Origin of the sequence: Cellvibrio fibrivorans, assembly GCF_031457055.1 — a bacterium.
GTDB lineage: Bacteria > Pseudomonadota > Gammaproteobacteria > Pseudomonadales > Cellvibrionaceae > Cellvibrio > Cellvibrio fibrivorans.
On the sequence record NZ_JAVDVX010000001.1, the window covers coordinates 417,253 to 433,113 of the forward strand.

Consider the following 15,861-nt stretch of genomic DNA (forward strand, 5'->3'; position numbering starts at 1 on the left):
ATAGCTCATGCAAAATTTCACCTTTTCCAACCCCACCAAGATTGTATTTGGTGAGGGCCAAATTAAAGAGATTGCCAACCTCGTCCCCGCAGGCGCCCGCATCTTGGTCACTTACGGCGGTGGTTCGATCAAAAAGAACGGCGTTTACGATCAGGTCGTTAAAGCGCTGGAAGGTAAAACCTGGTTTGAGTTCAGCGGCATAGAACCCAATCCCCACTATGAAACCCTTATGAAAGCAGTGGAGCTGGTCAAAAAAGAAAAGATCGACTTCCTCCTGCCTGTTGGTGGCGGCAGTGTGATTGACGGCACCAAGTTGATCGCCGCAGCAGTCAATTTCGAGGGTGAGCCCTGGGATATTATGGCCAAACACCAGCCCTTCTTCAGCGCCTTGCCAATCGGCTGCGTACTGACACTGCCCGCCACAGGTACCGAAAGCAACGGCAACTCGGTAATCACCAAAGCCGCGACCCAAGAAAAGCTTTCCTTTGGTAGCCCGCTGGTCTATCCACAATTTGCCATCCTCGACCCAACCACGACCTATAGCCTCCCGCCGCGCCAAATCGCCAACGGTGCGGTCGATGCCTTTGTGCATATCATGGAGCAATACCTGACTTATCCTGTGGATGCCAAAGTCCAGGACCGTTTTGCTGAAGGCCTGTTAATGACACTGATCGAAGAAGGCCCCCGCTCACTGAAAGAGCCAACCAACTACGCGGTGCGCGCCAATGTCATGTGGGCGGCGACTATGGCGTTGAACGGTTTAATCGGTGTTGGCGTTCCGCAAGATTGGGCGACTCATATGATCGGCCACGAACTTACCGCCATGCATGGCTTGGACCACGCCCAAACCCTCGCGGTCGTTTTACCGGCGGTGATGCAACACCAGCGCGACAAAAAACGTGCGAAGCTGCTCCAATACGGCCGCCGCGTATGGAACCTTAACCATGCCGATGAAGACGCACTGATCGATGCGGCCATAGCCGCAACCAAAAACTTCTTTGAGCAGATGGGCACCCCGACAACCCTGAGCGGATACGGTGTCGGCCGCGATTCCATTCCAAAACTGGTGGATATGCTGGTTAAACATGAGCTGCTGGCGCTGGGTGAGCACGGTGTGATTACCCCGGAGGTCTCGCGTGAAATCCTCGAACTAGCGGCTTAAAGTAGGCGCACGCGCAACCAAAGGCCGTGCATAAAAAAGCCCCGCCAACTAATTTGTTGGCGGGGCTTTTTAAAAGCTATTCAAAGGGGTTATTGGCGCAAAATTTTATTCACGATTGAGGTAGTTGAACAGTTGTCGTAAAAGCTAAGCACTTTGACAGAGCCGTTGTAAGCCTTCACGATTTGATTGCCGATGACTTGATCCTCGCTGTAGTCGCCGCCTTTTACCAGCACATCCGGTTTGACGCGGCGGAGCAAACGTTCAGGAGTATCTTCATCAAAAGGCACTACCCAATCCACCGCTTCAAGTCCGGCAAGCACAGCCATACGGCGGTCGAGCGGGTTGATGGGGCGACCAGAGCCTTTCAGGCGACGGATGGATGCATCGGAATTCACAGCTAATACCAGCCGATCACCCTGCTTGCGCGCCTCTTCCAGATAGCCCACATGCCCCGCATGGATAATGTCAAAACAGCCGTTGGTAAACACGATGCGCTCGCCGCTGGCACGGGCATCTTCCAACGCCAGCAGCAGCTGCTCTTCAGTCACTACGCCGCGCTCGGCCCCCTGCTCAGCAATAATAGCGCGGCGCAGCTCCGGTGCACTCACCGTTGCTGTGCCCATTTTGCCTACCACTATTCCCGCTGCCAAATTGGCCAATGCTGTGGCCTCCGGTAAGGTTTGGCCAGAGGCAATAACAGCAGCAAGAGTGGCGATAACCGTATCGCCCGCACCCGTCACATCAAACACTTCGCGTGCACGCGCGGGCAAATGCAGCTCTGTTTGGTGATGTCGCAAAAGCGTCATACCCTGTTCACCACGAGTGACCAACAGCGCCTGCAGATCCAATTCCTGCATCAGTGCTTCACCCTTGTCCACCATATCCTGTTCGCTCGTGCACTTACCCACCACCGCTTCAAACTCAAGGAAATTGGGCGTCAGCATAGTAGCGCCACGGTAGCGAGAAAAATCATTGCCTTTGGGATCAACCAATACCGGCACTCCAGCATCGCGCGCCATACGAATCAGGGATTGGCAATCGAGCAAACTTCCTTTGGCATAGTCGGATAGCACCAGTGCATCAGTGCGGTTAATCAGGTTTTTCACCTTGCTCACAAATTCGCAGCTGTCCGAGACATCGAATTTTTCTTCAAAATCCATGCGCAGCAATTGTTGGTGGCGACTGACTACCCGCAGTTTTGTGATGGTCGGTTTGGTTGTCGAAATCTGGAAATTCGTATGGATCTTGGCTGCGCGTAAACGGCTATGAAGGATCTGCCCAGCTTCATCATCGCCGACAATCCCAATCAGCGAAACACCGCAGCCCAAGGCTGCCATGTTCAGGGCAACGTTACCCGCACCACCAGGGCGATCTTCCGTTTGGTTGACCTTAACCACTGGCACCGGTGCTTCGGGCGATATGCGCGAACTCGTGCCATGCCAATAGCGATCCAGCATAAGGTCGCCAACGACCAGTATGTGCGCGCGCTCAAAGTAGGGCATTGTCAGATGCATAAGTAACTCCCATAGTTGTAATCCATTAATACCACTTCCCCAACATAATCAATTACTGCCGTTACTCGCGTATCAGATCCCTGGCTATTCAGGGGGGATCTCATCATCATTAAAATGCTTGGCGTGGAGCCTGGCGTAGTGGCCATTTTTCTCCAGCAATTGCGCATGGGTGCCCTGCTCCAGTATTTCACCATGATCCAGCACAATAATCCGGTCAGCCTGCTCAATTGTAGACAAACGATGTGCAACCACAAAAGTGGTGCGGCCCTTCATCACAGTGCTGAGCGCCGCCTGGATATAGTGCTCAGACTCATTATCCAACGCCGATGTTGCCTCATCGAGAATTAAGATCGGCGCATCCTTTAAGAGAGCACGCGCAATGGCTAGACGCTGGCGCTGGCCACCTGATAAACGCGCTCCCGATTCGCCGATTATCGTGTTAAACCCCTCAGGCAATTGTTCGATAAATTCCGTAGCGTAAGCTGCATCGGCAGCGCGACGAATCTCGTCCAGCGAGCGCGACTGCAAACTGCCGTAGGCAATATTGCCCGCAACCGTATCGTTAAACAAGGTCACTTGCTGGTTCACCAGGGCGATCTGCTCGCGCAAACTGGCGAGCGTGTAATCGCGCACCGAAATACCGTCAATTAAAATGTCGCCTGAGGTTACATCGTGAAAACGGTTAAGCAGCCCTACAAGCGTGGATTTACCGCTTCCCGAGCGTCCAACCAGTGCAATTACTTCACCGGCATTTACCGTTAAATTAATTTTATTTAACGCGGGAGCAGGTTGATTGGCATAACAAAACGTTACATTTTTTAATTCAACTTCTCCCTTAACACGCTCGATTTTACGGGTACCGCGATCTTCTTCGGCCGGTGTATCAAGCAAGGTAAACACGCTGTCGGCTGCAGCGACGCCTTTTAATATCGCCGGTGCCACCTCTCCCAAACGACGCATGGATGGAAGCATCATTCCCGCAGCGGTCATATAGGCGACAAATTTTGCTGGATCAGCAATTTCCATAAAACTAAGCGCGATAAAAATCAACGCAGCCATAGCGGCGGCGACGATCAGTTGGATCAAGGGTGTATTCGCAGCGGATGTCACCACAATCTTCATATTCTGTTGGTAATTCTTTCTGCTCGCGGCTTCAAAGCGTTGCTTCTCATAATCTTCACCGCCGAAGCTGCGCATTACACGCACACCGTTAATCATCTCACCTGCAACTTGGGTGATATCTCCCACAGAATTCTGCACTTTGTTGCTCAACCGACGCAGACGTTTGCCCACCACAGAAACCAGAAAACCAATCACCGGTGCAATCACAATAAAAATCATTGTCAACCGCCAATCCATCTGGATCAGCGTTGCGAATAAAAAAATCACCGTTAACCCTTCGCGGAGGGAAATTTTTAACGCATCGGTCGCCGCTGACGTCACACCATTAATATTGTAAGTAATGACTGAGATGAGATGCCCAGAACTGCTTTTATCAAAATGTGCGTTCGGCAATTGCGTCATATGGTTGAACACCTGGGTACGCAAATTGTGAATCACACTGAACGCAATTTTGGATAAATAATAAGCCCCAAGAAATGCGCCGATACTGCGCAACACAGTAATGCCCATTACTTGCAAGGGAACCAAATAACGATCGGCAGGATTATTCTCAGAAATAACATTGATTAAATTTTCCAGCGTGTGGACAAACAATTTGTTCGAATAACCATAAAGCGCAAAACCAACAATGCCCACTACAAATAACAACCAATAGGGTTTTACATAAGTAAGCAGGCGTTTATAAACAACCCAGGCCGATGTGTCGCCCACCACAGGATGTTCTTTCTGTACAGGATTCATAAATTATCCAGAATCAGATTAATGTTTTATGCGCGGATGCTTCACACGCAAATTGTTTTCGCGCACCAGACTCGCGGCCAATAACGCAGCGGGCACCCAATAGAGCAACCACTTGGTATCGATTTCCCAAAACAAACTGCGCGAATCAACAAATAGACAACCACAGCCGTAGACTAACCAAAGTGTCAGTGGCGCCAAGTGCCGATACTGGCGCGCTGACCACAATAACAACATAAGATGAATCAAGGCCAAACCCAATCCAACTACACCCGTGCGATATAAAATGTCCAACCATGCATTATGGGCGTGGTGATAAGACCCAATGCCAGTCGCAATATCGGTTGACGCCTCCATACCAATACCCGATAGGAACAGGCTCGGCTGCGCACGCATTTGCGCAATAACGTCCCACCAGATTTGATCGCGAAAAGAGGCGCCGCGTCCAAGCAATGCTTGATCCAATGGAAAAAAGTAAAGCGCTGCACCCAGCGCAAGCAATGCAGCGCACGATTGCGTCAATAAAATTTTTCGCCCCGGGCGCAACCAAACGAGGCCAATTACCAGCACCAGAGCAAGCGATAACAAAGGCCCGCGACTTTGGGACAAACCCAGCGCCGCCAAAGCGGGAATGGTTGCAAGCGATGAACCGAGTGCACACTTAAAACAGGACGTGCGCCAGGACAGCAAAATACCCACCAACACCACCACACCATAAACCTGCCCCACTAAAGTAGGCGCGCGCGCAAGCGTGATGCCCTCCAGACGTGCCGCAAGTGGATGGCTCCAATAAAATACCGCAATGCAAATTGTCGCCGTTAGCGCGCCGATTAGTAAAAACCAATATAGAAATTTATCCCAATCCAGTGATTTTTTGTGTATGACCCACGCTGCCCCTAACAGCCAAGCAGCAAGAATCAAAAACTGCAAAATAAAAAATCCTGCATCGCTGCCCCATACACTGGTTATGCAACTCCAACCTGCATAAGCCAATGCAGAAACGCTAAACCAACCACCGTACTGATGCAGTTCCGGCTTGCGCCACGGTAATAACAACAGCATGGGAATAAAAAAGGCGAGCGCGTAAACCGCCTCCACTCCATCGCGCGAGGGCGACCATAAAAAGGCGGTGACAAATACCCACAGACCGCCAAACGCCCAGCTCGATAATTTTTGTTCGCGCCAGTCGCGCTTGAATAAATTCATAAACCGCTTAATTCCTTTGATCAGGCAACAAGTGATCCGATAACAACGGCTCATGCCCAAATTCGCGTTTATAAGTAGCACGTGCACGTGCCGATATTTTTTCCAGCCGATGTTTTTGTTCCACTAACAAAGTGCGCAACTCTTGCGCAAAATACACGCGCATAAAACGCAAATAATCGCGCCGTGTAAAAGGCAAATTCAATGACGAAAATAACAGACTGCCTAAATCTTTCACCAGCCAGCGCTCAGGCACGCGTGGGCGCAGCTGTGCGCGATGCAAGTCCACCAGATACAGCTCCGGCGCAAGATTTTGGTCTGCAATAAATTTTGTATTCAACATAAAATGGCAGAGATAAAAATCGCGATGATTAATACCAGCAGCATGAAACTCACGGGTAATAACAGCGAGGCTCGCCAAAATGCGGTGCTTGGCCTTAACGCTTACTGAATGCTGCTCGAAAAAATGATCCAGCTGGATCACATTTGTCAGCTCGCGCGTCACGATAAAGGATTGCTGGCGTGCCGGATTTTTACCGCGCACCCCATAGGCAACTGGAATCAAGCTGGGGACGGCCAATGCACTCAATTTATTCAGTGCCTGCCATTCATTGGTGGCACCTAACACAGGTAAACGAAGCTGCAAATAATTTTTGATAATTTCCCGCCAACCCACTCCGCGATGCCATTTGCGATAATAACCCTGACCATTGATTTCAAAACGCAGGGTCTGGCGATCTTTCATTTCGCGCGCTATTTTGCCCTGCATATTTTCCATTAACGCAAACACATCCTGGCCTTTCCATGCATCGCTTAATTCTTCGCGCAGGATCACAACCGCATCAGCAGATTCTTGTGCTTGCAGGGCATGCACTGCAGGATTCTCTTTCGCAGCAGCAATTCTTTCCAGCGCTGCGACAGCAATAGCAGAGCGGGAAAATACGTCGCTGGTCTGCGCAAATAATGCAGCGCGCTTGCGCCACAGATCTACATCAACCGCGAGTGTTGTGGCAAGCAATTGTGCAATCGCGATGGGTGAGGCATCGGCGGGAATCAATTCCCCCATTTTCTGATCTGCAACGTAATGTGCATAACCGCAATGATCAGACGCTACTACCGGGACACCACACAGCATCGCTTCCAAAATCACATTGCCAGCCAGTTCTTTGCGTGCTGGATGCAACAGAGCATCGGCAGAGTGCAACAAATCACCAACGGGGCTGCGCGGCCCCAAAAAAAATACATGCTGCTCAATCCCTGCCTGCGCGGCAAGTTGACGATAACTGTGCGGATCATCCTTCCCCACAATCACCAGCGCGACTTTATCCGCAATGATTTTTGTCAATGCAGCAAAGGTATTAATACTGATATCGACAGCTTTGGTTTTATACCCGGAACCCAGACACAAAATAATTTTGGTATCGGACGATAGGCCTAATTCATCGCACAACGCAACGCGCGCTGCGCCAGGGTTGTTACAGGCGAGATGCTCTATCGAAATCCCAGGAGGCAGCGCATGAAAACGCTCGGGCTGGGTAGCGTAATAACGCACAAATTGTTTTTGTTCACTCGCAACCAATGAAAGAATTTGCGTTTCGCTTGTATCAGCGAATACTGCTTTTTCATAAGCAAGATACAAACGTGAACGAGGAGCCAGCCGATACAACCAGTTGCGCTCACCATATGCCTTATGCGCAAAACAGCTATCACCTGCAAAATACACATCAAGCCCTGGCATTTTGTTAAAGCCGACCAACAAATCAAATTGATTACGGTGGAAGTGCTGCTGGAATGCATCGACAAAATGTTTCACACCGGCAACATTAAAAAAACCGGAACCTTTAATTTCAACAACATTAATACCGGGGATTTTTTCGCCTTGCCAATCACTGCAAAAAATACTGACTTGATGACCGATTGCCTGTGCAGCCTGTGCAATTGCCAGCATATCGCGCTGCAAACCACCAAAGGGGAAATAGCGAAAAATAGCGAAGGCTAATTTCATCCAGGATTTTCCATTGCGACAATTGCCGGTTGTGCGATAAGCGCATTGAGCGCGGCCAATACTTGTTGCGGCATCAATTCACGCAAACACTTGTGATGTACTTTTGGACATTCACGTTCAAAACAGGGCGAGCACTCAATTTGATTGCTGATAATACTCACCTGCTCAGTTAGCGGCGGCGTATGCTCCGGTGACGTAGATCCATAAATCACCGCGAGTGGTTTTTGCAATGCAGCAGCGATATGCATCAGCCCCGAATCATTACTTAATACTGCGTCTGCACAGGCCATTAATTCGATTGCTTCGCCAAGGCTAGTGCCACCGGCAAGGTTGTAACAATGCGCGCGCTCGTCATCCAATAATAAATTGCGAATGGCATCGGCAACCGGGTGATCTTTTGCAGAGCCCATTAACCAGACTTGCCAACCGGCGCGAATTTTTTCATCGACCACTTCCGCAAAATAATGCTCTGGCCAGCGTTTCGCAGGACCATACTCGGCACCGGGGCAAAGTATTAACAGCGGGCGGTTAAGCTGCAATGCAAACTTTGTTAATAATTGTGGTTGCTGTGATTTTTCAACACGCAATTCAGGAAAAGGAAATTTTTGTAACGGCTCTGCATTTTTTGGTAGCGCCAATGCCGCGTAGCGCTGCACCATTAATGGATAACGTTTTTTATCCAGCACGCGCACATCATTTAATAATCCGTAACGCAGCTCACCGCGCCAACCGGTGCGCACCGGAATGTTGGCAAAAAATGGAACAAAAGCAGATTTAAACGAATTGGGCAAAACAATCGCCTGATCGTAACCTTCGCCAGCAAGCGATTTACCTAATGCGCGCCGCTCGCCCAAACCAAAGGTGCCATGCCCAAGCGGCATATCAATCACGTTATGAATTTCTGGCATACATGCCAGCAACTGACGCGTCCACCCCGAGGCAAGCACATCAATGTGTACTTTTGGGTTGCGCAGCTTGAGTAATTTAAACAGGGTTTGCGCCATCATCATATCGCCGATCCACGCAGGGCCAATCACCAAAATTTTTTGGATTTTTTTCAGCTCGGCAGGAAAAGCAATTTCAGTCATAGGCGGCAATTCAGCAGTGGGCGATTCAACGGTAGACAAGAGCTCAGCCATGCAACTTTGAATAGAAACAGTAACGCAGAATCATTAATACAAAAACACACAACACCAAAACGATAACGGAGCCATTCGGCTCCGTTGTGGCAATTGTCTAGCGACAATTATTTTGCAACCGGTGCCAGCCAGTTGGTATGCGCGGGCAATTCGCCGCGCACGGATTTGAAATACAAATCTTGCAAACGGGTAGTGATCGGCCCGCGGCGACCTTCACCGATAATACGGCCATCCAATTCACGGATCGGCAATACCTCTGCTGCAGTACCAGTGAAAAATGCTTCGTCGGCAACATATACTTCATCGCGTGTGATGCGTTTTTCTTTGATGGTGTAACCGCAATCTGCCGCCAGATGGAAAATGGTGTTGCGCGTGATGCCATCGAGGCAAGAAGTCAGTTCGGGTGTGTAGATAATCCCATCGCGCACCAAAAAGAAATTCTCGCCGCTGCCTTCCGCCACATAACCTTCAGCATCGAGCAATAGCGCCTCTTCACAACCACTGTCCAATGCTTCTTGCAGCGCTAACAGCGAATTGATGTAGTGGCCGTTGGCTTTCGCTTTACACATGGAAATATTCACGTGATGGCGAGTGTAGCTGGAGGTGCGGATACGGATACCCTGATCGCGCGCTTCCGGTGACATATACGAAGGCCAGTGCCATGCGGCAACCATGATATGCACTTTTAAATTGTCGGCACGCAAGCCCATGCCTTCTGAACCGTAAAATGCCATAGGGCGCAAGTAAGCTTCGGCCAAACCATTTTCACGCACGACCATTTTGTGCGCTTCATTCACCACATCTTTGGTGAACGGCATTTTCATGCGCATGATATGCGCTGAGCGGAACAGACGATCAGTGTGTTCTTGCAGACGGAAAATACTGGTGCCCAGAGTTGAGCTATTGTAAGCGCGCACGCCTTCAAACACGCCCATGCCGTAATGCAAAGTGTGGGTTAACACGTGAACCTTGGCATCGCGCCAGGGAATGAGTTCACCATCAAGCCATATAACGCCGTCGCGATCGGCAAAAGACATAGCAACTCCAATAATTCTGTATGTATGTTTGAGGGATTGTTAGGCGCGGCCACAGCCGCGCAGCACTCAATGTTCGGGGCGATGCAATCAGGTGTGATCGATCAGCTGCTGCCACAAAGCTGTGACTTGCGCGCGTTCGGTCAGGAAGTGATTGTCGCCTTCTAGTACCGCCTCCTGACGCTGTAGCGCGAGACGGTGCCCGGTGGATCGGTATGCTTTGTAAGCCGCGATCAGGTGGGCCACGGACTGGGCATCGAGTAAGCCTGCCTCTTCCAGTGATCCGAGTATGCGAATGTTGTCCGTGTACCGGATGACCTTGGGTTCCTTAGCGGCCCAAGCCAAAGCCGCGTATTGAACCATAAATTCAATATCCACGATACCACCGGAATCCTGTTTCAAATTAAATATCGCGGGCGTTTTCGATGCACTTAGAGGGTTTGGTTTGGATTTTCCCTCGCTTCCTAACTGCTCGCGCATTTTGCGGCGCATCTCGCTCACATCGGCCCGCAATTTATCCAGATCCCGCTCCTGTGTGAGAATGCGCTGGCGCACCTGCTCGAACTGTTCACCAAGCGCGGCACTGCCGGCGACCACCCGTGCGCGCACCAGCGCTTGGTGCTCCCAAGTCCAGGCTTCATTGGCTTGATATTTCTCAAACGCCGTGAGCGACGACACCAGCAAACCCGAGTTGCCAGACGGACGCAAGCGCATATCCACTTCGTAGAGCTTGCCCGAGGGAGTGTAGGTATTAAGTACATGGATAATGCGCTGGCCGAGGCGGGTGTAAAACGTGGTGTTATCGATGGAACGCTCGCCATCAGTGTGCAGATTGGAGTCGGCATTGTGGATAAACACCAGATCCAGATCCGACCCATGTCCCAACTCGATCCCGCCCAACTTGCCGTAGCCGACAATCACAAAGTCCGGCGCAGTATCGACCGAACCATCACTGCGACGAGGGCGGCCATGGCGCTCGACCATATGCTCCCAGCCCAAATTCAACACATGTTCCAGCACTACCTCGGCGATCCAGGTGAGGTAATCACTCACCTTCATCAGCGGCAACACACCCGCCACTTCACTTGCCGATACGCGCAGTGCATGGGCCGAACGGAAGTAGCGCAGCGCCTCCATGTGCCCTTCAAGATCATCCCAATTCAAACGCAGTACATCGCGGCGCAATTCATCGCGCAGCAGTTCTTTATCGGGCGGGGTGTATAAACTTTCCGGCGTTAGCAGCTCGTCGAGCAGCACCGGATATTGCGCAATCTGGTCGGCGATCCAGGGGCTGGCCGCACAGAGTTTTACCAACTGCTGCACGGCAGTCGGGTTCTCCACCAACAGCACTAAATAGGCACTGCGCCGTGCGACAGCTTCAATCAGCGGCACGATGCGCGCAAAGGTCTCGGCGATCGTAATCGGCAACTTGGGGCCAAAAGCCTCATGCACAATCACTTGCAACAAACGTGGGATAAACGCATCGAGTCGTGTGCGGCTGCTGGCCTGCATCGACAATACCGCGCGTCCTTCGCGCAAATCGGCGAGATTTTTCAACAGCGCTTCCGGCCCCTCGATATTGCGCGCGGTCAATGCATGAACCGCATCCTCACCCTGCAGGCTGCCCTCCCACAACCCCATCCAAAACGCCAAGGCCTTTTGATCGACCGTATCTTCCTCATCGGGCGCTGCAATCACCGATTTAAACTCCGTATTTACGCGCTGGCGATAGCCACTCAGCGTCGCAAAAAAACTGTCCCAATTTTCAAAACCCATCGCCCAGGCAAGGCGCAATTGGCCGATAGGATCAACGGGTAAGGATTGGGTTTGTTTATCCTGATAACCTTGAATGGCATGCTCTGTATTGCGCAGAAAAATATACGCCTCAAGCAATGCGGAACCCGCGCCCGGAGGCAAATAATTTTCCTGCTCCAGAAATGGCAAGAGCACCGGCACTTTGCGTTTGCGCAAACGTGCATCGCGCCCGCCGCGAATTAATTGGAACACCTGCACCACAAATTCCACTTCTCGGATGCCGCCCTCGCCCAATTTCACATCCAGATTCATGCCTTTGCGCTGCACTTGCCGCGCAATTAACCCCTTCATTTCGCGCAGGGATTCAATCGCACTGAAATCGATATACTGGCGATAGGTAAACGGCTGCAACATGTCGCGCAGCAATTTGCGCGCGGCAATTTGCCCTTCGCCGCCCGCCATGGCCACGGTGCGCGCTTTGATCATCGCGTAGCGCTCCCACTCGCGCCCTTGCGTCTGGTAATAGTCCTCCATGCCCACAAAACTCATCGCCAAGGCACCGCTCTGGCCGTGCGGACGCAAACGCATATCCACGCGGAAAACAAATCCGTCAGCAGTGACCGTATCCAGACTTTTAATCAGCTTTTGCCCAAGCTTGATAAAAAATTCCTGGTTGCTAATCGCACGGCTAGCATGATTCGTTTCACCGCCTTCGGGAAAGGTAAAAATCAGGTCGATATCCGAGGAGACATTCAATTCGCCCGCGCCCAATTTACCCATGCCCAACACCATAAACGGCTGCGCCAAATTCGATTCGCGCCCAATCGGCGTGCCGTACATTTTCTCCAGCGCGCGATAATGAAATTCTGCCGCGAGCAAAATGGATTTATCCGCAAAGCGCGACAACTCCGCCGTCACCTCGCGCATATCCGCAACGCGGTTCAAGTCGCGCCAGATAATCCGGATCATCGCCATCTGCCGCTGTTGCCGCAGGCATTTATCCAATTCCGCATCGGTATTACACGCATTAACCGCCGCTGCAAATACATCGAGATGAGCATCCGTCTGCGCCGTAAACAGCGCTCCGGATTGCACGAGTTCAATCAGATACTGCGGCCGCTGAGCAGAGGTTTTGGCAATAAATTCACTCGCCACAAACGCGCGCGTCAATTGGCGAAAAAACTCGTCAGCGGTAACCGATGGTGGCAACAAATCGCGCGGATGCGGAAGGTTCTGACTCTGAAGGGCAGCTTCAAATTGATCCCAGTAACGCTGGGCGGGGGCATGTAACTCGGCGGGGATTGCGGAAAAATTCAACATAAACGCAGGGCTCTATCGCAGTTATTAGGGGGCGCGGTTATTGGATTAACAGGGGAATACTAGCAGCAGATCGTGAGCGAATAAGGGCGCTAACCCAAATTTATCCGCCCCACATTCTGCTCAATCCAATCCACCAAATTACGCACCTGCTCTGCAACCTCAATACCCAGTGGCGTGAGGCTGTACTCAACATGCGGCGGCACGACGGGGAGCGAATGGCGCGCGACAAAACCATCACCCTCGAGCGTCTGTAAAGTCTGCGCCAGCATGCGCTCGCTCACACCATTAATTTTACGACGCAACTCGCTGAAGCGATGGGTGCCCGCAAGAAGCGCGACCAATACCAACACTCCCCAACGGCTGGTGATGTGATTGAGGATAAGGCGCGAGGGGCACTGGTCAGCAAACACATTACCCGCCGCCAGCGCCTCGGTGATAGACGCATAGCTGGCGGACTGAGGATCGGTGTTAGCGCTTTGGATCGGACCGTTTTTTTTCATACTTACCTTTTTGTTCGTACTTACTAAAAGTTAGCTTGATTGCTATTCTGCCCCTGAACTTGCGCGCAAGCAACCTTTTTGTGTGGCAATAGCCACTCTTTCACAGCAACTAATTGAGGTTTTTATGATCGCCATTACCGGAGCTACTGGCCAATTGGGCCGTCTTGTTATCGAACAACTGCTACAAAATATTCCCGCCAACCAACTGATCGCGCTGGTGCGCAACCCCGCTAAAGCGAGCGATTTGCAAGCGCGCGGACTGCAGGTTCGCGCCGCAGATTACACCCAACCCGCCGCTCTCGAAGCCGCGTTACAGGGTGTAGAAAAATTACTGCTGATCAGCAGTAGTGAGGTAGGCCAACGCCTGGAGCAACATCGCAACGTGGTGGCAGCCGCAAAAAGATCCGGCGTGACACTACTCGCTTACACCAGTATTTTGAACGCGCAAGATTCACAAATGGACCTCGCGCACGAACACCGCGAGACCGAACAATTGATCAAAGCGTCGGGTATTCCTTTTGTATTGTTGCGCAATGGTTGGTACACAGAAAATTACACCGCAGGCATCCCCACCGCACTGCAATTTAATGTGCTGCTCGGCAGCGCGGGCGATGGAAAAATTTCACTCGCGGCTCGTGCCGACTATGCAGCTGCCGCCGCAGAAGTGTTGGTGCGCGATGATCAAGCAGGAAAGATTTACGAACTCGCAGGGGATGCGGCATACACACTGGCAGACTTTGCCGCCGAGTTATCGCGCCAAACCGGGAAACAAATCCCCTACAACAATTTACCGGAAGCGGAATATCGCGGAATTTTACAAAACGCAGGTCTACCTGATTGGCTCGCGTCTCTGCTCGCTTCATCCGATGCCAGTGCTGCGCAGGGTGCACTGTTTGATGAAAGCCACCAATTGAGCCGGCTGATCGGCCGCGCCACTACACCTTTGGCAGACACCATCAGGACTGCATTAGCAGAGGGAGCAACTGCAGCCGCGCATTAAATTTCGCCCTGTGGAATAAAAATGTTGCGGGGATTTAGCAGCGCAGCCTTGCTCATGTTGCACATAACATCAATGAGCAAGGCTGTGAACACGATAGGAAAAATTAGCGGCAACTTTTCCCGGTCAACTCTGGTATTTCATGAGAGCTATTGCGCGGTTTAATCCCGTACAGCGTAACTCGCACACGCTGACCGGGATTTATGCTCGCATTATTTGCTTGATTAACCGCTGTGTAGGGATTGCGGCCCGACACATTAGCGCCACTGGCGTATGTCAGGTAAGCACCGTTGCTGTACTGCCAATTCAATGACCAACCATTAATCACTTGATTGGTAGGGTTGGTGATATCAATCACCGCCGTAAAACTGCGCGAGCCTTGATTCACCACGCGATAATCACACTGCGCCAACGCCGATACTACACCTGTGCTTGATGCAGCCCGACTGGATGCTGAGCTTCTGATTAGACTACTGGCTACAGACGAGCGGCTTGAAGTTGTCGCTGTAGAAGAGCGAATACTGGAACTAATACTGATTGCTTGCGATGAACGACTCGATGACACAGTGTTAGCTGGCGTTGAACTCGCGCGACTTGATGAGACAACAACCAACGACGATTGACTCGACGAGGATGCAATCGCCGATCTGAATGCAGCGATTTCATTTTTCACATTATTTAACGCTTGCGCCGCGTGAGCTTCGTCGGGTTGTCCGACAGGAACGCCGCATGGCACTCCCAAACAATTCACATCAGGGTTAGAAAATTTCGCTACGCGACCACTCGCTTTATTCACATAAAGCCAGGAGTAAGTCATCACCGTACCAAACAAACCATCCACCCCGTGACCCAACGCGTAGGAATAGCGTGCACCGCCGGTGTCACCTTGTTTGCGTGAATGATTGAGCCCCATGTTGTGACCCAGCTCATGCGCCAGTACCAGCGGGCCGCAATCCGGACCAACCACATTCCACGCCCATGGCGCGCTCACAGCCATGTAACCAATACCGCATTCGCCAGTCTGGTGTAATTGGGTTACAAAATCTGCACCGTATTGATTGCGCAAATTAACAGCGGTTGTGTCCACACGCAAACTGGTCAACACTGCATCCATACTTGCACCGGCCTGCTCATGCGGAACTGCGCCGACCAAGCGCAATTGAATATCGATATTGCTGTCTTTATAAACGTTATTCGTTTGTGCAACCCAGTTTTGCATTGCGGTTTCAACCTGTTGATTAAAATAATTGGCGCTGTGTGTGTCGTACAACACCAATAAATCAACTGTAGCCGCAAAAGAAGAATTCATGCCCGACAACGGCAAGGCCAACAACATTAATTTTTTTAGCAAATTCAGTTTCATAGACATTAC

11 protein-coding genes are annotated in these 15,861 nt (G+C 51.2%); 2 read left to right on the forward strand and 9 right to left on the reverse strand.

Annotated features, from left to right (window positions below):
- The first annotated feature begins 7 nt into the window (after positions 1-7).
- Positions 8-1,162 (forward strand): iron-containing alcohol dehydrogenase, encoded by a 1,155-nt coding sequence (locus J2X05_RS01810; RefSeq protein WP_310067892.1) that lies wholly within the window; start codon positions 8-10, stop codon positions 1,160-1,162.
- A gap of 89 nt (positions 1,163-1,251) precedes the next feature.
- Here the strand turns inward: J2X05_RS01810 and hldE are convergent, their stop codons facing one another.
- The 8 genes from hldE to J2X05_RS01850 form a co-directional block, all read right to left on the reverse strand.
- On the reverse strand, positions 1,252-2,676 hold the full coding sequence (hldE, locus tag J2X05_RS01815) for a bifunctional D-glycero-beta-D-manno-heptose-7-phosphate kinase/D-glycero-beta-D-manno-heptose 1-phosphate adenylyltransferase HldE (RefSeq protein WP_310067895.1): 1,425 nt from the start codon (positions 2,674-2,676) through the stop codon (positions 1,252-1,254).
- Between the two features lie 84 nt (positions 2,677-2,760).
- Positions 2,761-4,539, reverse strand: coding sequence for a lipid A export permease/ATP-binding protein MsbA (msbA, locus tag J2X05_RS01820; RefSeq protein ID WP_310067899.1), 1,779 nt, complete (start codon positions 4,537-4,539; stop codon positions 2,761-2,763).
- An 18-nt stretch (positions 4,540-4,557) separates the two neighbouring features.
- Positions 4,558-5,742: an O-antigen ligase family protein gene (locus J2X05_RS01825; protein WP_310067902.1), complete on the reverse strand. Its 1,185-nt coding sequence runs from the start codon at positions 5,740-5,742 to the stop codon at positions 4,558-4,560.
- A 7-nt stretch (positions 5,743-5,749) separates the two neighbouring features.
- Positions 5,750-7,744, reverse strand: coding sequence for a lipopolysaccharide core heptose(I) kinase RfaP (rfaP, locus tag J2X05_RS01830; protein WP_310067903.1), 1,995 nt, complete (start codon positions 7,742-7,744; stop codon positions 5,750-5,752).
- Positions 7,741-8,883, reverse strand: a complete 1,143-nt coding sequence (waaF, locus tag J2X05_RS01835; RefSeq protein ID WP_310067905.1) for a lipopolysaccharide heptosyltransferase II — start codon at positions 8,881-8,883, stop codon at positions 7,741-7,743. Before waaF ends, rfaP begins: the two co-directional genes overlap by 4 nt.
- A gap of 107 nt (positions 8,884-8,990) precedes the next feature.
- Positions 8,991-9,920: a branched-chain amino acid transaminase gene (locus J2X05_RS01840; RefSeq protein WP_310067908.1), complete on the reverse strand. Its 930-nt coding sequence runs from the start codon at positions 9,918-9,920 to the stop codon at positions 8,991-8,993.
- Between the two features lie 87 nt (positions 9,921-10,007).
- Positions 10,008-12,992 (reverse strand): bifunctional [glutamate--ammonia ligase]-adenylyl-L-tyrosine phosphorylase/[glutamate--ammonia-ligase] adenylyltransferase, encoded by a 2,985-nt coding sequence (gene glnE, locus J2X05_RS01845; RefSeq protein ID WP_310067910.1) that lies wholly within the window; start codon positions 12,990-12,992, stop codon positions 10,008-10,010.
- 89 nt (positions 12,993-13,081) lie between these two features.
- On the reverse strand, positions 13,082-13,492 hold the full coding sequence (locus tag J2X05_RS01850) for a winged helix-turn-helix transcriptional regulator (protein ID WP_310067911.1): 411 nt from the start codon (positions 13,490-13,492) through the stop codon (positions 13,082-13,084).
- Between the two features lie 124 nt (positions 13,493-13,616).
- Here J2X05_RS01850 and J2X05_RS01855 point away from each other — a divergent pair, with 124 nt between their 5' ends.
- Complete coding sequence (locus tag J2X05_RS01855) at positions 13,617-14,492, forward strand: SDR family oxidoreductase (RefSeq protein ID WP_310067913.1); 876 nt, start codon at positions 13,617-13,619, stop codon at positions 14,490-14,492.
- Between the two features lie 103 nt (positions 14,493-14,595).
- On the opposite strand, the gene J2X05_RS01860 is transcribed toward J2X05_RS01855, so the two are convergent.
- Entirely contained in the window at positions 14,596-15,852 is a 1,257-nt protein-coding gene (locus J2X05_RS01860; RefSeq protein WP_310067917.1) for a cellulose binding domain-containing protein, read from the reverse strand.
- Between the last annotated feature and the right edge of the window lie 9 nt (positions 15,853-15,861).